The organism is Psychrobacter sp. TPE 89C (assembly GCF_055522395.1).
Genome location: NZ_JBVFXW010000027.1, coordinates 24,665 through 46,291, shown reverse-complemented (window position 1 = coordinate 46,291; position 21,627 = coordinate 24,665). Strand labels below are relative to the sequence as shown.

Annotated in this window: 18 protein-coding genes; 10 read left to right on the top strand and 8 right to left on the bottom strand. The window is 43.6% G+C overall.

Annotated features, from left to right (window positions below):
• Positions 1-88: 88 nt before the first annotated feature.
• The 3 genes from ACZW67_RS09435 to ACZW67_RS09425 form a co-directional block, all read right to left on the bottom strand.
• A complete protein-coding gene (locus ACZW67_RS09435; RefSeq protein WP_465183043.1) occupies positions 89-490 on the bottom strand; it encodes an ExbD/TolR family protein in 402 nt (133 codons plus the stop codon).
• A gap of 134 nt (positions 491-624) precedes the next feature.
• Positions 625-1,296: a MotA/TolQ/ExbB proton channel family protein gene (locus ACZW67_RS09430; RefSeq protein WP_465183042.1), complete on the bottom strand. Its 672-nt coding sequence runs from the start codon at positions 1,294-1,296 to the stop codon at positions 625-627.
• Between the two features lie 196 nt (positions 1,297-1,492).
• A complete protein-coding gene (locus ACZW67_RS09425) occupies positions 1,493-2,383 on the bottom strand; it encodes a hypothetical protein (protein ID WP_465183041.1) in 891 nt (296 codons plus the stop codon).
• Between the two features lie 424 nt (positions 2,384-2,807).
• Here ACZW67_RS09425 and ACZW67_RS09420 point away from each other — a divergent pair, with 424 nt between their 5' ends.
• From ACZW67_RS09420 to ACZW67_RS09400, 5 genes are all read left to right on the top strand, one after another.
• The gene (locus ACZW67_RS09420) at positions 2,808-3,833 is read left to right on the top strand and encodes a siderophore ABC transporter substrate-binding protein (RefSeq protein WP_465183040.1); all 1,026 of its coding nucleotides are present in this window, start codon (positions 2,808-2,810) and stop codon (positions 3,831-3,833) included.
• 206 nt (positions 3,834-4,039) lie between these two features.
• Positions 4,040-5,017 (top strand): ABC transporter permease, encoded by a 978-nt coding sequence (locus ACZW67_RS09415; protein WP_227686696.1) that lies wholly within the window; start codon positions 4,040-4,042, stop codon positions 5,015-5,017.
• A 36-nt stretch (positions 5,018-5,053) separates the two neighbouring features.
• Positions 5,054-6,196 (top strand): iron chelate uptake ABC transporter family permease subunit, encoded by a 1,143-nt coding sequence (locus ACZW67_RS09410; protein ID WP_465183039.1) that lies wholly within the window; start codon positions 5,054-5,056, stop codon positions 6,194-6,196.
• Between the two features lie 40 nt (positions 6,197-6,236).
• A complete protein-coding gene (locus tag ACZW67_RS09405) occupies positions 6,237-6,995 on the top strand; it encodes an iron ABC transporter ATP-binding protein (protein WP_465183038.1) in 759 nt (252 codons plus the stop codon).
• A gap of 35 nt (positions 6,996-7,030) precedes the next feature.
• Complete coding sequence (locus tag ACZW67_RS09400; protein WP_465183037.1) at positions 7,031-7,354, top strand: hypothetical protein; 324 nt, start codon at positions 7,031-7,033, stop codon at positions 7,352-7,354.
• Between the two features lie 74 nt (positions 7,355-7,428).
• Here the strand turns inward: ACZW67_RS09400 and ACZW67_RS09395 are convergent, their stop codons facing one another.
• The 4 genes from ACZW67_RS09395 to ACZW67_RS09380 all read right to left on the bottom strand — a co-directional run bounded on the left by ACZW67_RS09395 (position 7,429) and on the right by ACZW67_RS09380 (position 14,849).
• Positions 7,429-8,778, bottom strand: a complete 1,350-nt coding sequence (locus tag ACZW67_RS09395) for a PepSY-associated TM helix domain-containing protein (RefSeq protein ID WP_465183036.1) — start codon at positions 8,776-8,778, stop codon at positions 7,429-7,431.
• A 145-nt stretch (positions 8,779-8,923) separates the two neighbouring features.
• Positions 8,924-11,221, bottom strand: a complete 2,298-nt coding sequence (locus ACZW67_RS09390) for a FepA family TonB-dependent siderophore receptor (protein ID WP_465183035.1) — start codon at positions 11,219-11,221, stop codon at positions 8,924-8,926.
• Between the two features lie 535 nt (positions 11,222-11,756).
• Positions 11,757-12,515 carry a siderophore-interacting protein gene (locus ACZW67_RS09385; protein WP_465183034.1) on the bottom strand — a complete coding sequence of 253 codons (759 nt, stop codon included), beginning with the start codon at positions 12,513-12,515 and terminating at the stop codon, positions 11,757-11,759.
• 231 nt (positions 12,516-12,746) lie between these two features.
• Positions 12,747-14,849, bottom strand: coding sequence for a TonB-dependent receptor domain-containing protein (locus tag ACZW67_RS09380; RefSeq protein WP_465183033.1), 2,103 nt, complete (start codon positions 14,847-14,849; stop codon positions 12,747-12,749).
• 778 nt (positions 14,850-15,627) lie between these two features.
• On the opposite strand from ACZW67_RS09380, the gene ACZW67_RS09375 reads away from it, so the two are divergent.
• Positions 15,628-17,034 carry a uracil-xanthine permease family protein gene (locus ACZW67_RS09375; protein WP_194197767.1) on the top strand — a complete coding sequence of 469 codons (1,407 nt, stop codon included), beginning with the start codon at positions 15,628-15,630 and terminating at the stop codon, positions 17,032-17,034.
• A 93-nt stretch (positions 17,035-17,127) separates the two neighbouring features.
• Here ACZW67_RS09375 and ACZW67_RS09370 read toward each other — a convergent pair whose 3' ends face one another.
• A complete protein-coding gene (locus tag ACZW67_RS09370) occupies positions 17,128-17,793 on the bottom strand; it encodes a TetR/AcrR family transcriptional regulator (RefSeq protein ID WP_194197766.1) in 666 nt (221 codons plus the stop codon).
• Positions 17,794-18,077: 284 nt separating this feature from the next.
• On the opposite strand from ACZW67_RS09370, the gene uraD reads away from it, so the two are divergent.
• From uraD to puuE, 4 genes are all read left to right on the top strand, one after another.
• Positions 18,078-18,599: a 2-oxo-4-hydroxy-4-carboxy-5-ureidoimidazoline decarboxylase gene (uraD, locus tag ACZW67_RS09365; RefSeq protein ID WP_465183032.1), complete on the top strand. Its 522-nt coding sequence runs from the start codon at positions 18,078-18,080 to the stop codon at positions 18,597-18,599.
• Between the two features lie 35 nt (positions 18,600-18,634).
• Complete coding sequence (gene uraH / locus ACZW67_RS09360) at positions 18,635-19,003, top strand: hydroxyisourate hydrolase (RefSeq protein ID WP_465183031.1); 369 nt, start codon at positions 18,635-18,637, stop codon at positions 19,001-19,003.
• A 161-nt stretch (positions 19,004-19,164) separates the two neighbouring features.
• Positions 19,165-20,520 carry a urate hydroxylase PuuD gene (locus ACZW67_RS09355; RefSeq protein WP_465183030.1) on the top strand — a complete coding sequence of 452 codons (1,356 nt, stop codon included), beginning with the start codon at positions 19,165-19,167 and terminating at the stop codon, positions 20,518-20,520.
• 121 nt (positions 20,521-20,641) lie between these two features.
• A complete protein-coding gene (gene puuE, locus ACZW67_RS09350; protein ID WP_465183029.1) occupies positions 20,642-21,622 on the top strand; it encodes an allantoinase PuuE in 981 nt (326 codons plus the stop codon).
• Positions 21,623-21,627: the final 5 nt, after the last annotated feature.

The window sequence follows — 21,627 nt, the reverse complement described above, 5'->3', positions numbered from 1 at the left end:
TACTAGCTACCTATCTTGCTATATACCTATCTGATGGTTGGCTATCTAACAATCGTCATATGACGATTCCACCATTTATACACTCACCTTACTCATTGACAAAGGCTATCTTAGTCAGCCCTGCTTCGCTGGCAGATGCCAGTACTTGTGCAACCATGTCATACTTGCTTTCTTTATCCGCACGCAGTTGAATAGAAGGGTTTTTGCCTTGCACACTTTCTTGTTGCAAGCGCTTATCCAGCTCTTCTATCGTGATAGGATCACTGTCCCAAAACACACCTGCATCCTGATCGATACTGATCTGAATAGCTTCTGGTGGTGGTTCATTGACTTGTGCACTCGTCTCCGGCAGGTTAAGCGGAACAGTCGGATTAAGAACGGTCGCAGTCAACAAAAAGATAATCATCAAAACCAGCATGACATCGATAAGCGGAATGAGGTTCATCTCATTCATGCCTTGGACGTCATCATCACCTAACTGAAATGCCATAATTACTCTCAATATATGCTTGCTATGTGTGCTTAGTCAGTACTTGTCTTCACTGTTTATCTCATCGTTACTTATACGATGATAGGAAGCACTGTTACCCGCTAAAGGTCACCGTCGCTATCCCATGATACCGTCTATAACTGCGAAGTAGACACATTACGATACTGTTTATTAGTATTGCTCGCTTGGGTATCAGCTGAGCTTTTCACTGAAGTTACTTGCTCGGTAGGCTGCGTGCTCGCTACTGCTTTTATATTCGCAGAATCCGCCAGCAAGTCGTGCGCTCTATCATTTGCATGATACATTACACGGCGATTGATACGCACAGCGAGGTTATAAAACACCACTGCGGGAATAGCCACCGCAATACCCAAGCCTGTCATGATAAGAGCCTCACCGACTGGCCCTGCTACTTGACCCAATCCTGCTTGTCCGCTCGTACCGATATTATGCAGCGCATGAAAAATGCCCCATACGGTACCAAACAAACCAATGAATGGTGCAATCGCTGCCGTCGTACCAAGGATAGGCAGTCCACGCTCACTAGAAAAGCGATAGCGCCCGATATGCTTGAGCAACGCCTGCTCTATCACTAAGCGACGAGTGGGTGCATCTACTTCTCTCAACCCAGTCTGTTTGGCTTGGACTTGATGAGTTAAATCATCGGCAACCGTCGCCGCCAACTTGCGGCTCTGTAGTACACGAATGATACCCGTTACCCAAGAGATAAGGGATAAGGCGAATAGTACAAAGAACAAGGTTTTGGTCACCATGTCACTATATTGCCAGTATTGCATAAAGTCCATGTCAGACTCCTTCGTCTTTTGTGTTATGGCTTAGTATTGATACGTTTTGTCGTGTTATACATCTATTAATTAAAATCATGATAAGAGTTAAAACAGATAGTTATAGATTTTGAAACTGCTTGTCAGAAAATTACTTTTACTGATGTTACTTTTATAAATAATACTAACTATCAGGTAGTAGACTTCATATAAACCTTTATTGGACAACAACTGACATAGTAACGTTACCCACGACAGCTACCCCGCCTCTTATAAAAGGCTTTATTTTACTATTACCCATTCTCCTTTTAACTTCCCGAACTGCATCTCGATCCTTACCACTAACATTGATACTTTGAATCACACCTTGTTTTGTCACAGTAAACCGTATCGTCAAGGTCTGGGCTTTACTAGAAATATCTGTAAAATCTGGCGCTACTATCCATGATGCATCGCTACCACTAAAATTTTGTGGGGTATTGCTTGCTTCAGCTGCGGCTTCTGCATCAGCTTTTGCCTGTGCATCGGCTTTTGCCTGTGCATCGGCGGCGGCTTTAGCATTAGCTATTTCTTGAGCTCTCTTTGCATTATCAGCAGCTACCTGTGCTGCTTTTCTATCAGCATCGGCTTGTGCTTTTTGTTGTTCAGCTAATAATGCATCTCTTCTCGCTTGTTCGGCTTTCGCCGCCAAAAGTCTACGTTCCTCATTAGCCACTTTCGTATCAGGGCTCTTTTTGGGTGTAGTGTCTTGTTTAGCAGGTGGTGGCGTCAATTTGGCAGGTTTAGGCTTCTCTACTGGCTGATTTTTCTGAACAACTTTAGGCTTGGGTGCAGCAACTGGCTTCGCTTTTGGCTTAGGCTTAACCTCTCTGACTGGCTCTGGATCTTCTTTCAGATTTACCTCTTCAATCTCCACAGGTGGCGGAGGAGGCGGTGGCGTAATCAGCTCTATTTCAATAGGTGGCGTCACTTTTTCTGGTTCTACTTTCATCTCAGGCGTTTTGACCGCCGCTAATGCTACTGCCGTCAGTACATGCAATCCCACAACTACCGCAATAGTCGCAAGCGTCAACTTAGGTGATGGCGCGTCTAAATTCGTTGAACTCATAACACCCTAATATTAATTAACTGAGATAGAATGGCGTAGATAATAATGCAAACGATAATTATTATCAATAATAAATTGAGATAATTGCTCTTTTATTAATACAATTATAACAAACGGAATCTACCTTGTTAATAAAAATCATTATCATTTATATTGATAATGAATCTCAATTGCCTTATCATTGCGGTTCTTGAGTTGTTTATCGAAGATTGCTTATCGAATACTATCTCTTATTTTACACCGTAAGATAATTAAACAATTTAAGTTATAAGTGCACAACCACCTCATAAAAACTATAACAGTTAAATAAATACCGCCGAGCATTGTCTGGTATATACATCACATTGGACAAACTCATTTCATTTTTATATGGGTAATCATCTTTTTAACAATCTGCCCAAACTGCTAATATACCGAGTTATTTATGTCTATCGCTTTATTGTCTAACCGCTCTCCTAGCGCCTTTTTTAAACGCCCATTACTGACTGCTATGACGACCGCACTCGTTGCTAGTATCAGTGTGGCAGGCTGTAGCTCACCAGAATCAACGGACTCTGAGCCAACAGATACCACGACTGAAAATCAAACTGCCGACAACAGCGCTGCTAGCACTATCACAGTGGATACCGTAAAAGGAGACGTCGAGTTAGCGGTAAACCCATCGCCAATCGTGGTGTATGACATGACATTGATGCAGGATTTGGCAGCGCTTGATGTGGCTATTGATGGCGCGCCAGCCACAACACCTCTAGATAACTTACAAGCCAAAAATCAACCAGCACCTGCAGGCGTCGGTACGGTATTTGAGCCAGATCTTGAGGCATTGAATGCTATGCAGCCGAAAGCTATCTTAGTTGGCTCACGTATGGCTGAAAAATATGACGAGCTCTCTAGCATTGCCCCAACGCTAGACATGTCTATCGATACGGCCAATATTTATGAATCAAGCAAACGCCGCTTGGCCGATTTAGGCGCATTGTTTGGCAAAAGTGAACAAGCCGCTAAATTACAACAAGACATTGATGGTTTGATTGAAGAAACCAAAGCCGTCACCAAAGACAGCGGTACTGGCCTAGTGGTCATGGTCAATGGCAATAAAATGTCTGTCTATGGTGCTGAATCACGCTATGGCTTTATTCATAATGTCGTAAACGTACCCATCGCTGATGATCAAATCAAAGAAGGGCGTCATGGTCAGCCAATCTCTTTTGAGTACTTACAAAAGACAAATCCAGACTGGTTATTTGTAGTGGATCGTAGTGCGGCTATCGGCGAAGACAGTGTCGGTGCAAAAGCGGTATTAGACAATCCACTAGTGGCACAAACCACTGCATGGAAAAAAGACCAAGTGGTTTATCTAAGCCCAGATTCTTACCTTGCATTTGGCGGCTATTATCAGTGGATGCAAGATTTGACGACCATCAAAGATGCCTTTACTAACGCTAAGTAAACGCCATCATTGCTTAATTAACTGTTGTTGATGGCCGTTTTTAATGACCGTTTTTATACCTCATCTGTATGCCAGTAGCCGTTATGTCATTATTTTCACATCGTGCACAGCCCAGCGTTAAAGCCAGTACTTCTTCACCAGCCGCATCAGCGAGTTGGAAAGGAAGTACTGGCAACAGTCTAAATGCTAAACATCGCCGTGCCGCCATGCCACCATGGTTAATCAACACGGGAAGCCTCATTATTATGGGGCTTTTGGTGTTATTGAGCTTATCTATTGGTGTCGCAGATTTTTCGTGGTCCGGTTTTCTACACAGCCTTATCAATCATAGCGCCAACTCCGATAGCTCGCTTTTTTTAGTCAGCCGACTACCCCGCACTATTGCGATTATCTTGACCGGTATCTCGATGGCAGTTGCAGGGATGATTATCCAAGTGGTGCTAAAAAACCGCTTTGTTGAGCCTTCAATGGTTGGTGCCACTCAGAGTGCAGCGCTTGGATTATTGGTGGTCAGCCTGCTGTTTCCAGCCAGCGCACTCATTATCAAAATGGGTGTGGCGACCGTCGCAGCCGTATTTGGCATGATGCTGTTTATGCTGCTTATTCATCGGATTCCACCGACAGATTTTTTGATGATTCCACTTATTGGTATTGTCTTTGGTGGCATTCTCGAAGCAGTGACAACCTTTATCGCTTATCAGACTGAGTCATTGCAGATGCTCAGTGTTTGGCAGTTTGGTGATTTTTCTGGTGTGCTAGCCGGACGCTATGAGTTGCTATGGCTGACCGGAGGTCTGTGTGTATTGGCCTACATCATTGCGGATAAGCTCACCATCGTAGGATTGGGCGATAATATCGCACTGAACTTGGGTATTAGTAAACGGCAGGTCACTTGGCTTGGTGTCGGCATGGTCGCAATGATGAGTGCTGTTGTCGTAGTCACTGTTGGGATGATTCCTTTTATCGGCTTAGTCGTGCCCAACATTGTCAGCCGATTGATGGGAGATAAGTTACGTCGTAGCTTGCCAGCAGTCGCATTACTCGGTGCATCCGCTGTCCTACTCTGCGATATCATTGGTCGCTCTATCCGCTATCCATTTGAAGTGCCCGTTGCGACGGTATTTGGCGTGGTTGGTACCGTGCTATTTTTGTGGCTACTATTGCGCGCACCGGCTGATCGATAAGCCTGATATTTATGCTTGATACTACAGGATTCGCGTATGTTTTCACCGTCTACGCCTCGCTCTGAAAAAACGACCATGGCTAAAACCAATACAACAAAATACAGCTCGATAGAAAGCGGTGCCTTGGAAAATAGTATTTTGGAAAACAGTACTTTAGAAAATAGTGCTTTGGAAAACAGTGCTACTGCCACAGCTTGGCAAAGTCGTCTATCACAACTTTGGGCATGGATCGTCAATCATCCAAAGTCGATTGCCACTGCTATCTTGGTTATCTCAATGTTGCTATTTTTGACACTCAACGTCAACGGACATTGGGACTTTGCCCTACCATTACGTGGCAAAAAACTGCTAGCCTTGATGGTGGTGGGCTATGCTATCGGGGTGTCGACACTACTGTTTCAAACCTTAACGCACAACCCTATTCTCACGCCCTCCCTGTTAGGCTTTGACTCACTATATATCTTACTACAAAGCCTACTGGTGTTCTTTTTGGGTGCGATTAGCTTTACCAGTATCGACCCTCTTGCCAAATTCACACTTGAAACTGTTTTGATGTTTGGCGCGTCATTATTGTTATTTAAGCTACTATTTTCAAAAAGCAGTCAAGATTTGACGCGGCTAATATTGGTAGGCGTTATTTTTGGCGTGCTATTTCGTAGCTTATCAACCTTGATTGCTAGGCTGATTAATCCTGATGATTTTGTCATCGTACAATCTAGCAGTTATGCGCAGTTCAATACGGTCAATCCACAACTGCTTGGCATCAGCCTAGTTATTTGCCTTATTAGTGCCGTGTTTATCTGGCGATGGCGCTATCAATGTGATGTATTGATGCTCGGTAAATCACAAGCCATCAACCTTGGTATTCATTATCAACGTCTCGCGTTTGGACTATTGACTGTCATCGCCATATTAGTCGCCACTGCGACGGCTTTGGTCGGCCCTGTGACTTTCTTTGGCTTATTGGTATGTGCATTGACCAATCGTATCGCCCGTCACATGTACCATAGCGAACGACTGATATTGGTCAGTCTGGTCGCTATGATTTGCATGGTACTCGGTCAGACCATCTTTGAGCAAATACTGGGTATGGCAGGTGTGTTATCAGTCGTGATTGAACTCGCGGGCGGCTTGGTATTCTTATTATTAATTTTTACGACACAACGTCGCCGTCGATAATACCAATAAAAATTAGCACTCTATAAAGACAAGAAGCTCTATGATTAAATTAGACAACATCTCATACCACATCGGTAAACAGCAGATTCTACATGACATTACGTTGTCCTTACCAAGTGGACAAGTCATTGCGTTGATCGGTCCAAACGGTGCTGGTAAATCCACCTTGTTTTCCGTTATGGCACGCCTGCAACCGCTGCAGTCAGGGCAAGTGTGCTTTGGTGAGCATGATATCGTCAGTTGTCATGCGCGGACATTGTCCAAGACAGTCGCTATGCTCGGGCAGGAAAACCACGTGCAAGGACGACTGCGCGTACATGAGCTACTGATGTTTGGGCGCTATCCTTATCATCAAGGGCAGCCAACCGCTGACGATCAGCAGAAAGTGCTAGAGATTATTGAGCGATTTGAGCTGGAACTATTGGCCGACCGCTTCTTATCGACATTGTCCGGTGGTCAACGCCAGCGCGTATTGATTGCCATGATTGTTTGCCAAGATACGCCGTATCTATTGCTAGATGAGCCACTGAATAACTTAGACATGTATCACGCTGGTCGCCTGATGCGAGAGCTACGAGAACTGAGCCACAGTCAGCAGAAGACCGTCATCATCGTCTTACATGATATCAATCAAGCCGCACAATTCGCTGATACCGTGGTCACGATGAAAGAAGGCCAAGTGATGGCTGTTGGTCAGCCTGTCGATGTCATCACGCAAGAAACGATGAAACAGTTATACAATGTCGATGTGACCGTGCTAAACCATCAAGGTCGCCCAGTGATTGTTGATGCGGTTTAAGTACAGGACTTTGCAAACGAAAAAAGGAATTGTCGATGCATAAAGCTTTATTGAATAATCGATGGATAAACTATAAAAATCTATCTATATTAATTTTAGTGATTAGCTTTTGCTTGTTCATTTTTAATGCTTTAAATAAAGAGATAGCAAATACTTTTTTTTGGCTAGGAATCACTTTATATGCTTTAAGATTGGTGGTTATTCCTATGGATTTTACTCAAAACATCTCTTCAGTAGATTACACAAAGAACTACGATGAAAATAATATATGGCATAAATGGGTCATACTAGGTGAGAGATTTTCTTCCTGTATTTTTACTGTCTTGATAGCATACACAATATTTTTGCAATTCAGGTGATAACTAGGGCTTGCCTTTAATTCAGTACATAGCTATTTACTGAATTAAAAGCCTACCTTAGAAATCTGGCAATATTACCTACCCTTTTGCAACGCTTTTAAGCGCTGTTGACGCCCTTTCCACCACAGATAAACGCCAGTAATAGACAACACTGTCACAGCCAAACCTATCAATGCTAAAAATATTTGATACAGTAAATGGCCAATACCTTGACTAATATGCCCCATATGTAAGGTCGATAGCCATTGATCGGCTTTGCTGCCAAATGATGAGCTTTGATAGCCAAAGTTGACGCGCTCGATGCTACCAGTCCCTGCATTGACAGTAATAGACGAAGCGCCGCCTTTTTTGCCGATATCTCTATCTGTTTTAAAGCGCAGTTGCCATTGACCTTCATCCTCTACCCAGCGTACGCCCAATAGCTGCTGTACTGTCATACCCTGACTTTTAGCCGCGATGTTCGCATGCTCACTGAGATAAGCAATGCTATTGGCTTTGTTGACGACATCAATAGTATCGACATTACTAGCCTCGTTACTCAAAGCCTCGCCCTTTGCAGCGCCAATCCTCGCACCTCTGTCTGCACTAGCAGTCTGCCCAACTTTTTCACGTGGTTTTTTTGATTTTTCTTGTTTTTCGCCTCTGCCTTCGAGCCCAACGACTGCCTGCATGACAGGGCGATAAACTTGCTGTAAATTGAAGCCAACACTCGACCAAGCAATGACAAATAGCATGCCCCAGAGCCACAACCCAAAGGCATGGTGCAAGTCATAATTCAGTTTAAATAGATTGCTCTTGGTACGAATTTTCCACGCTGGTAACCAACGCTTAAAAAAGGACGCACGTTTTTTAGAAGAAGATTTTTTTTGTGCGTTTTTCTTTTTAACTGCTCTCGGAAACGTTAAGTAAAAGCCGATAAAGCAGTTAATCGTCCAAACGACAGACACGATACCTAATACCCATTTGCCGATATCGCCAAGCAATAAATCGCGATGCAACCAAAAAACTTTCCACATGGTATTGTGCAATGCCCATTGGTCTTTATCACGAGTTCCAATGATATTACCGTCATAGGGGTTCACATACACTTCTTGAAACGGTGCTTTTGGTTGATTTTGAGCAGCCTTACCTCGGGCTCTATCTACCGAAAATACTGCCGACCTGTCTGCCGCTATCGACGTTGGCATGCTAGAAAAATTATGTTCTGGATAGGCACTAAGAACCCTATCATGCAGCACCGCAATAGGAAGATGCGGCGTGTCTTGGACATCAACCTGAGCCAGTTTATGATTGAACACATCGTCCAATTCCTCATGAAATGCCAACAATGTGCCAGTAATACCAGCGATAATTAAAAAAGCTGCCATGGCAAGCCCCGTATAACGGTGAATCCAAAGACAGCTGAGGCGAAGATTGAATGACATAAATAAATCTGCTGTTATATTGTGATAGTTATTGATTAGAGAATTTTAATTAAAAAAATCCATTTAAAAAAAGTTACTGACAGCACAAAAGGCCTGAACCAATAGCTCAGACCTTTTTTAATCTAACAAACCCAGTGTTTACCTATTAAAAGTCAACGCTAACGTCAAACACATAAGTACGACCCGGCTCATTGAAGGTACGTGCACCAGCATCGGTACTAGTACCTTCGCGATAAACACCCGTATCAAACAAGTTTTTGACACCCGCACCAACGGTAATCGCCTTTGTCAGATCATAGCGAGTGCTCACATTAGCAATGGCGTACGGATCACGGTCGAGCGACAAGGTATCAAGATCGTCACCTGTTGTCACCGAAACATTAGGCGCCTCAATCGTGCCATAGTAGCTCACGTCAGCGTTAGCATTCCAACGCGGCGTAATATCCCAATCGACACCAGTATTTAGAGTAAATTTAGGAATCAATGATAGCGGCTCGCCATTGTCTTTTCGCTCTGAGCGCAGAATACCGGTTACGTTAGAAGACCATGACACCGTATCGGTAACAGGGACTTTTACAAACCCCTCTAAACCTTCGATAACGGCCTCGCCTTGATTTTCCCATATAAAGATAGAACGATTAGTCGCTGTATCTACTGCCACACGGTCGACACCAGCACCAATGCGATTATCATAGGCATTATGATAGTAGGTCAAGCCAGCAGACAACCCAGTACCATCATCATAAGTAAAGGTCAGCTCTTTGTTCCAAGAAGTCTCACTTTCTAGATCAGGATTACCCAATACCTGACACCCTCTTTCGTCGGTGGGCACCCAAGATGGGCAGCCATTACCATTGGTATAGTAGATATAGTTTGGATCAAGTTGATATAGCGAAGGCGCTTTAAATGCACGACTGACACCGCCTTTCACTGACCAATCAGGGCTAAAATGCCAAGTGCTGTTAATACTGGGCGACCAGTTACTACCCGCCTCGCTATGATAGTCAAAGCGTAGACCTGGTGTAATATACCAGTCAGGTGTAATCTCATAGTTGTCTTCTAAGTAAGCACCGACAAGATAAGCATCTGAGGTTGGATCACGCTTCTCAGGGTCAGTCTCTACATCACCAAACTCAAAACCATCAGCAAAATCTAAAGTAGAAACGACAGGGTTATCTAGCTTTTCACCACGGAACTCAGCGCCAGCTGTTAAAGTATGACGGTCAAAATAGACATCCCACTCTGATTTGGCATTTAACGTATCATAAGTCGCCTCTACCCATGCAAAGTCCTCTCCATCGTCAGGTATGACAATCTGACCTTCGCCACCACCAGCACTGCCTTCACCCAAGCGCTCATTAACTGTCTTAGTATATTCTATGAAGCTGTTACTGCTGGCGTTATCGTACTCACCGCGGTGAGTGATTGCCGCGCCATAGCGCTGCATTTTATTGGTTGTTTCGCCTTCTAACTCATCCACTAGGGTCTCATTGATGGATTGGAACTGTGAGTCACCTGCCCAGCGATTCTCTTGGCGGCTATAGTTCACTTCAAAACCGACGGTATTCATCGCATCCATTGCATATTCGAACAGCTGACGCACATCGATATTTTCGACACCTTCAGTACCTGCGGCAATAGAATCGTCTTGCGCTTCTGCTGCATTAATAGAAGGATCGTCCGCTTCACTATCGTGGTAACCAAGAGTGGTACGCGAGGACAGCTTATCAGTCAATGCACCAGACATATTGACGTTGGTACGCCAGCTACTGCCTTCTAGATCGCTTTCTGGTGCTTCGTAATGTCCACTGACAGAAAACTCCGTTTCTGTTGGGCGCTTGGTAATGATGTTTACCACACCGCCCATGCTACCAGAGCCATAACGGGCTGCTGCTGGTCCACGCAGTACTTCGATACTCTCAATAGCGCTTGGTGGTACCCATTGTGAGTCACCACGCGTGTCTTGCTCACTAGCACGGCCAGGGCGTACGGCATTGCGAGAGGTCACAGGACGACCATCGATTAAGATAAGCGTGTTGTTTGGACCCATGCCACGCAAATCAATTTGACGTTGGTTACCACGTTGACCCGAAGTCGATGAACCCGATAGATTCACACCTGGCATTTTACGTACAATCTCTGAGATGTCATTAGAAAGCGAGGCTTTTTCGATGGCCTCTTCGCTAATGATAGACAGCCCTGCCGCCTGCTCTAACTCCTCTCTCGCCGCTCGTACCACAATCGTGTCTAGTGTGGCTGTAGGTACTGCTTCCTGCTCAGTCGCTGCTTGCGTCACCATCTCATCGCTTTCTGCTGCAACAGCCGTGCTACTAAGAATAGAGGCCACAGCGATACTGAGCAAAACTTTGCCCGTCACTAAGCGTTGAGAGTTCTTTGGAGAAGTGAGGTATGAATGATCAGAGCGACCTGATTGGTTTAACATAAATAACGTTCCTTGAAGCACTTAGGCTCATTAGTACCTTTCAATTGCACCGACAGCGAATATTTTTAGCCACTTCGTAACAAACATGTCATGAAGTATGCGTATGCAAAGTGTGACTAAAGCATGGTCAAGTGGCTTAAATATCGATGTAAGACAAATTAGTAAAGGTAAGTACTGAGTAGGGTTAAAAGTTTGGTAACGCGACAACTGGCATAGACCAACTGCTTAAAATATGAATCACGATAAGTTCTCTAGAATAGGTACAGCAAAGAATCTTTAACTATTCTGTAATGAACGGAACACACTTTAGCAAGATAGAAAAGATAATGCAAACATTAATGATACTTATTCTCATTAATGTTTGCACACGCTATCTAATAGCTATATTAAATGCGAAATCAGTGATCAACATGCCAATAGAAACGCCTCATAATACCGTCCGTATAAGCCAAGAACTGCCAAACTTTATCAGCACCTTCAAGAGCTATCAGAACATACAAAACCTTCAGTGATAGCCTACATCGTTATATAAACGCTATGAATCAGATTCTGCATCCTGACGCTTGATCACCTTATGCTCATCTTCGCTATTGTCCAGTTTCCAATAGCTCGAAATATACAAATGGGTTTTAGCCACATTTCGGTCATTTTTGAAGTACTGGCGCAGTGCTCGCATACTATTGAACTCACACGCTGTCCACACCGCGGCCTCGCCCTCTAACCAAGTCAGTGCTTTGACTTGCTCTAGCAAGGGATAGTGGCTATCGCTTGTAGCTGGATTGATAACCCAATGAATCTCTATATTTTGCGGTTTTTTAATAGACTGAATATCAGCGTCGCTCAGCACTTCTATGACCGCATAACCCACTGCGTCATCAGGTAGCTGTGCTAAATTCACCGTGATAGCTGGCAGTGCCGTCATATCACCTACCAACAAAAACCAGCCTGCCTGATGATTGATCAGCTTTTTTTCACCCGGGCCGCCAATCAAAATCCTATCTCCTATGGTAGTTGTTTTTGCCCAGTGCGATGCCAGTCCTTCGGTACCTTGATGATTGAGACCATGTAATACAAAATCGACATCGATCTCATTGTCACGCTGCTGAACAATGGTGTAAGTGCGCAGAATTGGTTTGCGCCCTTCACCCTGTGGAAACATCAACTTGATATAGCCGCTTTCCTGATCGGCGGGAAAGCCGTCAAACGCCTCCCCGCCTAACGTAATACGGCGCATGTTGGGCGTGATATCAACAATACTTTTAACCTCTAAAATTCTAGGCGTTGGTTTGGCCATTTTTTACATCCTTTTCTATAAATTTATCTCTAACGTTTAGTGTCTGATAACAACTCAATCAATAGTTCTTTAACAGGGGTAAAAATAGAACAGTCAATCTCATATAAACATTAAAAAGCCAGCCACCTCAAAAAGGTAACTGGCTACTATTAGCTGTCAAATTGACGTGTTCAACATGAATTATTAAATGCCAGTTTTCTAGCTATTAAACCTATCTATCAAACCTAGCTATTAAAATTGATAGGTTAAAGAGGTTTTGATGTTGCGACCCATTTCAAAATCTGTATAGTTGTCATCTAACGCGTTGTTACGCGAGGCATGGCTAGCATAAGTTTCATCAAATATATTATAGACCCCAAGTGTGGCTTTTAAGCCTTCAATTTGAGCTGGAGTGTAAGTCATATAAATATCATGCACATCATAGTTAGGTTTTTCGATATCATCATCACCTGTATTAGGTGTTACTGAAGCAACGTACGTACTACGCCATCCAAGGTCAATAGTGTCCGTTGGTGCATAACCAAGGTTCACCATATACTTATCACCAGATTCAGAGCTACTACCGCTCACTGACGCGATATTATAACCAGTATCTTCGCCTTTGCTACGTGCTCGGGCATAACTTAAACCCATACTAAAGTTATTAGCTCTGTAATCAGCTGCTAGCTCAACACCTTTAATTTTATAGTCTTCATCGCTATTAACCACACCCTGACAGCTGCCGCCTAGCGCTCCTGTATTACAATCTAAACCAATTCTAGTACCGCCCGTACGTACAAACTCAATATAGTTTTCGATATTAGTTTCAAAGTACTTGGCACTCAATTGTAGCGTATCATCACTGGTCGTCAGACCACGCAACGTCTTGACAATACCGACTTCAGTGTTATCACCTTCCTCTGCTTTTAGATCGCTATTCACAAAAGTGTCTGAGCCGTCTTGGTTGAAGATTGCTTGGCTTAAATCTGGGCCATTGAACAGCTGAGTATAACTGGCAAATACTTGTGTGCTTGGGGTAATTTCATAACTGGCCGCTAGTGCACCGACGACATTGTCGTAAGTTTGGCCAGCAGATACAAACTCTGGAGACTCGTAACGATCATAACGAACCCCAGGTGTTAGGGTTATTTTACCTATCTGCCACTGGTCTTCTAGATAGACTGAAGTATTGGTCGCCTCATCACTACCAGTCGTAACCGCATCTCGCGACATCTCTGACTCTTTTTTGTAGTGCTCAATACCTGCAATCAGCTTATGAGTGCCTGTGATACCTTTAATGATGCTACTGTCAATAACACTGGTATTTTGAATTTTGGCACCAGTGGTTTGGACGCCTGCTTCCCAATCATAACCTAGGTTTTCGGTGTAATCCGTATCCCGTGAGATGGTCGTCTCTGTTTGATAAACATTGGCATCTACATCGATCAGGCTACTCGCTGGATTATAGTTATAATCTAGCGCATAAGTCTCACGTTTTACTTTTTGTGGAAGAATTTCATTCCAACTTCCCACACCTGTGCTCGCTGGAAAATCGGGACGCAAAGGATACAAACCTTCGTTTTCGGTACTACTAAAGCTAGCACCGACATGATGTGCATCGCCAACATAAGCACCCGCTTTTAGTAGGATGTTTTCACCTTCGCTATCTTCTGTCTGAATACTGCGACCTTTACCATCTTCACCAGAATCGGCATTACGCTTACCATAATAAGCAAGCAAGTCGATGTTGTCTGTCGGTGCAGCATAGACGGTCGCTGATGTTAAAAGCTCATCATTATTACTACCATACCCTGCATGTAATTTGGCACCGATTTTTTGACCTGATTTTAATAGGTCTACAGCATCGACAGTCTCGAAAGCAACCCCGCCACCAATAGCATCATTACCAAGCGTCACTGAGTTGTTACCAACTGCAACTTCTGCTTGTTTTAACAAATCTGGGTCAATCGTGACATCACCCATATGATAAAACAAAGCGCCCTCTTGACGTGCGCCATCAATCGTTACTTTTAGATTGGTATCATCTAATCCACGGACTCGTACACGCTGATTAACTGATGATGTGCCGCCAACTTCAACGCCTGGCACTACGTCTAAAAAATCGCTCAAATGGCTCGCTTGTGCAGCAGGTACATAGTCATCTATATAAACAGAATCCGATTGTACTCCATCACGTACAGAGCTATTGGCTGTCACTGTGATGGTCTGTAACGTGACGTTTGGCACGTCTTCTGCCGGAGCCGCACTAGTCGCTTGCGACCATAATACCGCAGCAACACCCATAGATAATACCGTTAATGGGCTAGAGAGCTTTGATGATTTTACTTCACGCATAACGAACTTACTCACTTTATTTACTATTAGGAATTAGAAGTTTTGAGACGATTTATTCAAACGTTGATTGTTTTGAATAACCGCTTCTATTAATGATTAACAACTGCTTTTTGCATGATAGGCATTCAGATGAATAGCCATTTTTACCATGCTAAATCTATCTCATAAATAAAAATGCTAATGATAATTGTTAGCATTTATTGAAGACAGGTATCCTAACTAAATATTAACAATTTAGCAATAAATACTATGATTAATTTCATATTTAGACAGATTTGAAGTCCTAACCCTTCATCAAAACATTCTGATTATTTATTAGTCAAAGCCTTATATAACAGTTCATCCAACGTAAAACCTATATCCACATTCTTATAATAAATAACCATTATTTTATAAATAAACATGCTAATGTTAGAAAAATGTTGCAATAACTAACCCTTTCCCTATACCCTTAGGTAGTTGACCAATTAGTCAGGTTTGTAATAATGGCTATTTGCTAGACTCATAAATAACTAATAGCTACCTACTTTTATGTATTCACATAAGAATAAGTGCGACTCTTTGTGAGATGGCTAAACAATACGACTGGTTCTCTAAACTAGAATCAATTCAGTTGGAAAGTATGACAGGGCAACCGAGTGTAGAGGTATATTGGATACTTCAAGTGAGGCTGACGCTGTAACGCATTTATAGTGCATTGATTGACACTATGTATCATCGCATTGCTTAATAATCTCCATAGAGCTGGGACTGAAAGTCACCTTAGGAGGAAGCCAAGATGAGTGAGCACACTCAAGGGAACCCCGATTTATTATATGGACTGCATGACCGTCCTGCTCCTGCAAAAGCATTTTTAGGGGCAGTACAACACGTACTTGCCAGCTTCGTTGGTATCATTACTCCATCATTAATCATAGGCGGTGTCTTGGGTTTAGGGGAACATATCCCCTATCTCATCAGCATGTCATTGATGGTTTCAGGTATTGCAACTTTTATCCAAACACGTAAAGTTGGGCCAGTGGGTTCAGGTTTAATGGCGTTACAAGGCACCAGTTTTGGCTTCTTAGCCGCGGTACTAGCAGCAGGCTTTGTGGTAAAAAACAGAGGCGGTAGTCCAGAGGAAATTCTCTCTGTCATCTTTGGGGTGTCATTTCTTGGTGCCTTTGTCGAAATTTTCTTGAGTCAGTTCATCACCAAACTCAAATCATTGATGAGTCCAATCGTGACAGGTTGTGTGATCGTAACTATCGGTCTATCACTAACTAAGGTTGGTTTGACAGATTTGGCAGGCGGTGTCGGTGCTGAAGACTTTGGTAGTATGCAAAATTTACTACTAGGCGGTGGTGTATTGGTCAGTGTGGTACTGATTAGTATCGTCAATAATAAAGTCATTCGCTCAAGTGCGATATTTATTGGGTTGATGCTAGGGCTGATAGCTGCTGTCTTTATGGGGCGTATAGATTTTTCTTTGGTCTCTGAAGCCCCTCTATTTACGATGCCTGTGCCTTTTAAATTCGGTTTTGGTTTTGACTGGCAGGCTTTTATCCCTATTGCCTTTATGTATGTCATTACCAGTATTGAGACATCAGGTGATTTGACAGCGACTTCGATGATCTCAGGTGAGCCAATCAAAGGCCCAGTATACGAGAAACGTATCAAAGGCGGTGTACTAGGTGATGGTGTCAACTCATTGATTGCAGCCGTATTTAACACCTTCCCAGTGACGACTTTTAGCCAGAACAATGGTGTTATTCAGATGACGGGGATTGCCAGCCGCTATATTGGCTTTTATGTTGGCGCTATCTTATTCACCATGGGCATGTTCCCTATCCTTGGCGCTATCTTCACTCAGTTACCCAAGCCGGTCGTTGGCGGTGTGACATTGCTGATGTTTGCAACGGTAGCGACTGCTGGTATTCGCATTCTATCAACAGTGAACTTCACCCATCGCAATATCCTAATCATCGCGACCTCTCTAGGTCTATCAATGGGTGTGGCCTTTGTACCTGATGTATTCGCACAAGCACCGCAGCTCTTCCGTAATATCTTTGGTTCAGCGGTGACCATGTCGGGTATCGTCGCCATTGCACTTGATATGATTTTACCCAAGAACTACGGTGTTGAATTTGATACAGCAGAGCAGCATTTGGATGATGGCTTAAAGCCGCTTAGACAAAAAATTTAACCTTTCCTAATGAAAATAACGCTAGCGCATTGATAATGCACTAGCGTTATTTGTTTTTATAATTCGTTTTTATGAAATGATAATAAACAATCGTTATTCAAGACCACAGCCGCGTAAGATAAACGGCACCAAGAAATCAGCGGCACGTGTTTCGTCCTGCTGGTCATAATCAGTCTTTTCCATCAAGCCAACGATTTCTGTTTCAAATTCAGCATAGCGTTGCGTTGTTGCCCAAATCAAAATCAATAACTGTAATGGGTCAGCAATGCCAATTTTGCCTTGCTCATGCCAGACTTTCATGACCTTTGCCTTATCAATCGCCCACTCTTTCATCGTCGTCGACATAAAATTATTCAAATGTGGTGCACCGCCGATGACTTCCAGCGCAAACAGTTTATGTCGGTTTGGATTAGCAAAGGCTTGATGTAGTTTGGTACGAACAAATTTTTCGATGACCACTTTAGGATCACTATCAACTGTCATGGTCACTAGACCATCGTTCCACTCTTGAATAATAGAGTGCAACACCATCTGATACAGATTCTTTTTATTTTTAAAATAGTAATGAATATTGGCCTTTGGCAGCTTGGCTCTATCAGCGATACTTTGCATCGTCGCACCACCAAATCCTTGCAGCACAAACTCCTCTTCAGCTGCCGCTAGAATAACAGCCTGATTGTGTGCACGAATGCCTTGCTGGTTATGCGGTGTCGCCGCCTCAAACGTCTCTTGTATGTTTATGTCGGTCTCTTGGGCCATGTGAGTTATACCTGTCGTTATTATGATGAATAAATAGCAGGATTCGAATAAGTATCTCTATTTAATTTCTAATTTTTATGAAATATAAGCCACTTAAATAAAATATCCTGATAAAGTAGTTGACCAAATGGTCAGGTTTGAGCAGAATAGTAATATTAAACCAATTATTATTCGATAAATACTATTTCAGTATGTGATTTTGTATCTAGCAGTATGAGCGTATCACCATAAACCCAATGCTCGCCCATTCTAATCCATCACTGTTAAATGAAAAGGAGATTACTGTGAAATTATCTTTACAGCAATTTAACGAACTCTCGCCAGCTGACGCAACCTCACATCTATTGACCTGTTGTACCAGCACTCATTGGGCGCAGACATTAGTAAATAAACGTCCTTTCATCGACATGCACGCCGTGCTCGCCCATAGTGATGACGCTTGGATGCAATCTCAAACGGATGAGCAGAATCTATTAGAAGCGTTTGATGGGCATCCACAAATTGGCAATGTCGATTCGTTAAAAGCAAAATATCGCAACACGCAAGACAGTGCAGCACACGAGCAATCAGGTGCCAATGACGCTGAAGACGATGTCATTGCAGCATTGGCACAAGGCAATCAAGATTATCTCGATAAATTTGGTTTTATCTTTATTGTATTTGCCACCGGTAAGAGCGCTCAGCAAATGCTAGATCTACTGTTAGCGCGGCTACCAAATGATCGCGATACTGAACTCGTCAATGCCGCTACCGAGCAAAATAAAATCACGCGTTTACGGTTACAGAAACTGCTGAGCGCCGAGTAAACCTCATCTGCCCCACATATATAAATGGAGTTATTATGTCAGCCACTCTCTCATCACATATTTTAGACACTCATCTAGGCAAACCAGCGGCTGATGTCGCCGTGACCCTACATCGTATTAGCGATAGCGGCGAAGCCACTCTATTGGCAAACGGTATCACCAATGCCGATGGCCGCGTGGCTCCTGACAGCTGGCAGTTTGGCTCAGAAATTAATGGTAGCGAATCTGATTTGAGTCATGGCCGTTATACGCTGACTTTTGATACGCAGTCTTATTTTGATACGCAGCAGCTCACCGCATTTTATCCGCAAGTCATCATCGATTTTATGGTGCGTGATGCCAATCATTACCACATACCGTTATTGCTTAGCGCACATGGCTACAGCACTTATCGTGGCTCGTGATTGTATTTAATGTCATTTGATTTGATGGCATTTAATTTGATGTCATGACGACGAAATGACGGTGCAAGAGCACATCGCAGTACAACGGTATATTAAATACCAAAGCATATCGAACAAAAAAACGCTGACGACAGAATATCGTAAAAAAGGACATTTGCCACATGGGCGCTTATTATCTCGACTGGTTAAATTTATTTTTCCGCTGGTTCCACGTCATCGCTGGCGTAGCATGGATTGGGGCTTCATTTTATTTTGTTTGGTTAGATCTCAGTCTACGTAAACCACCACAGTGGAAAACGGACAAAGGTATTTCCGGTGACCTATGGGCGGTACATGGCGGTGGCTTTTATGAAATTGCCAAATATAAGCTCGAACCTGAACAGATGCCCAAAACGCTACATTGGTTCAAATGGGAGGCTTATACCACTTGGCTGACGGGTATGGCCATGCTGTCTATCGTCTACTATGCCAATGCTACGGCGTATCTGATTGACCCAAGCAAAGTTGCCTTTGGTAGCAGTGTTGGTGCTATCTCGACCAGCTTGTTGTTCTTATTCGGTAGCTACTTTATCTATGAAGTGATTGTCCGTAGTCACTTGGGCAAAAACTCACTCATCTTTAGTAGCATTATTTTTATCCTATTGATTATCGCTTGCTGGGGTTCGTACCAGTTATTTAGTGACCGAGCATCATTCATCCATATTGGTGCCATTTTAGGTACGGTCATGGCAGGTAACGTCTTCTTTGGTATCATGCCCGCCCAACGAGCGCTAGTCGATTGCGTGAGGCGTGGAGAGAAACCGGGCAAGGAAGTAGCCGATTTGGCACTACAAGCCAAAAACCGCTCATTGATGAATAACTACTTCACCCTGCCGCTTATTTTTATCATGATTAGCAATCACTATCCGATGATGTACGCTCATGCTCACGGTTGGTTGGTTTTAGTCTTTGTCTGTATTATCACTGCAATCGTACGTCATTACTTTAACCAAAAGCATTTGGACAATCATAAGCCGCGCTATTTGGTTATCCCTGCTGTATTAACGGTTTTGTTAATTATTTGGATGCGTCCTGAGCCAATTGAACCATTGCCTGTTGCTACTGCTGCTACTGCAGTCGCAGCTGAAACAGTAACACCTGACAGTGTGCCACCAACTACTGAGAGTGCAGTTGCCAGTTCTGCTGTGAGTACTGATGCCCTCTCTGATGAAGCTGTCTCCAATGAAAGTGTCACTGCCGATGTCGTACCAGTTACGGCCTCTGTAGCTACTGGTGTTGACGACGCCATGATGAATGTTGTGCACACTCGCTGTAGTACTTGCCATGCGGCACAGCCTACTCAGCAGGGATTTGCCGCGCCGCCCGCAGGTATTATCTTACAAACGCCAGCAGACATAAAAATGCATAAAGCCAAAATCATTACTGCCGTACAAACAGGCTATATGCCATTGGCCAACCTCACTCAGTTGACGGATGAAGAACGTCAGCAGATGGTTGCCTATGCGTCAGGGTTATAGATCACAGTCGATAGATACAGATCATATAAATCCAAAGTTACGCCTTATAAAGCTACGCCTTACTTTGCTGCAGTTGCTCTAGTTTATTTAAGGCATTTAAGATATTGAGGATACATTTACAATGAGTAAAAAAATAACCAGTGATTTCAATCAAGATGCCTACCCTCGCGACTTAAAAGGCTATGGTGATAAGCCACCAAAAGCCAACTGGCCGGGCGGTGCCAAAATCGCTGTTCAGTTCGTTCTCAATATTGAAGAAGGCGCAGAAAACAGCGTCATTCATGGTGATGGTCAGTCAGAGCGGTTTTTATCGGATGTTTTGGGCACGCCAGAGTTTAACAATCGCCACCAGTCGATTGAGTCAGCATTCGAGTACGGTAGCCGCGTCGGTGTGTGGCGAGTATTGGATACCTTTAAAGAGTATGGTTTGCCTATTACTACCTTTACTTGTGCTGCGGCTGCCGAAAAAACACCACATATTATCGAGCGCGTATTAGAAGATGGACACGAAATTGCCAGTCACGGTTTACGCTGGATTACTTATCAAAATATGTACCGCGAAACCGAGCGTGAGCACGTGCGCCGCGCGACTGAGATATTCGAGAGCATGATTGGTGGTCAGCCGCTTGGTTGGTACACTGGTCGCGATAGCCCCAACACTCGTGAGCTGGTCGCCGAGCAAGGTGGCTATATTTATGACTCTGACTCTTATGCGGACGAGCTTCCTTACTGGCTCAATGTCAAAGTAGAAGACGGTAACAAAAGCGCGCGCAAACCGCATCTCGTTATCCCTTATACGCTAGAAACCAACGACATGCGTTTCGCTTCTAGTCCCGGGTTTACCAATGCTGAACCTTTTTATCAGTATCTAAAAGACAGTTTCGACACCTTATACGAGGAAGGCGAACATACACCTAAAATGCTCACAATCGGTTTGCATTGTCGCATCATTGGCCGTGCAGGTCGCATCACCGCCCTCAAAAAGTTTTTGCAATACATCACTAGCAAACCTGACGTGTGGGTATGTCGCCGCGATGACATTGCCAAACATTGGTATAAAAACCATCCAGCCACTGCGGACAACACGGCAAACTGGCTGTAACCCTA

Coding starts and splice junctions, on each gene's coding strand:
- ACZW67_RS09375 (WP_194197767.1), top strand. CDS start 15,628: ATGAGTGAGCACACTCAAGGGAACCCCGATTTATTATATGGACTGCAT.
- ACZW67_RS09425 (WP_465183041.1), bottom strand. CDS start 2,383: ATGAGTTCAACGAATTTAGACGCGCCATCACCTAAGTTGACGCTTGCG.
- ACZW67_RS09430 (WP_465183042.1), bottom strand. CDS start 1,296: ATGGACTTTATGCAATACTGGCAATATAGTGACATGGTGACCAAAACC.
- ACZW67_RS09390 (WP_465183035.1), bottom strand. CDS start 11,221: ATGTTAAACCAATCAGGTCGCTCTGATCATTCATACCTCACTTCTCCA.
- ACZW67_RS09400 (WP_465183037.1), top strand. CDS start 7,031: ATGCATAAAGCTTTATTGAATAATCGATGGATAAACTATAAAAATCTA.
- ACZW67_RS09385 (WP_465183034.1), bottom strand. CDS start 12,515: ATGGCCAAACCAACGCCTAGAATTTTAGAGGTTAAAAGTATTGTTGAT.
- ACZW67_RS09435 (WP_465183043.1), bottom strand. CDS start 490: ATGGCATTTCAGTTAGGTGATGATGACGTCCAAGGCATGAATGAGATG.
- ACZW67_RS09355 (WP_465183030.1), top strand. CDS start 19,165: ATGGGCGCTTATTATCTCGACTGGTTAAATTTATTTTTCCGCTGGTTC.
- ACZW67_RS09380 (WP_465183033.1), bottom strand. CDS start 14,849: ATGCGTGAAGTAAAATCATCAAAGCTCTCTAGCCCATTAACGGTATTA.
- ACZW67_RS09405 (WP_465183038.1), top strand. CDS start 6,237: ATGATTAAATTAGACAACATCTCATACCACATCGGTAAACAGCAGATT.
- ACZW67_RS09415 (WP_227686696.1), top strand. CDS start 4,040: ATGCCACCATGGTTAATCAACACGGGAAGCCTCATTATTATGGGGCTT.
- puuE (WP_465183029.1), top strand. CDS start 20,642: ATGAGTAAAAAAATAACCAGTGATTTCAATCAAGATGCCTACCCTCGC.
- ACZW67_RS09410 (WP_465183039.1), top strand. CDS start 5,054: ATGTTTTCACCGTCTACGCCTCGCTCTGAAAAAACGACCATGGCTAAA.
- uraH (WP_465183031.1), top strand. CDS start 18,635: ATGTCAGCCACTCTCTCATCACATATTTTAGACACTCATCTAGGCAAA.
- ACZW67_RS09395 (WP_465183036.1), bottom strand. CDS start 8,778: ATGTCATTCAATCTTCGCCTCAGCTGTCTTTGGATTCACCGTTATACG.
- ACZW67_RS09370 (WP_194197766.1), bottom strand. CDS start 17,793: ATGGCCCAAGAGACCGACATAAACATACAAGAGACGTTTGAGGCGGCG.
- ACZW67_RS09420 (WP_465183040.1), top strand. CDS start 2,808: ATGTCTATCGCTTTATTGTCTAACCGCTCTCCTAGCGCCTTTTTTAAA.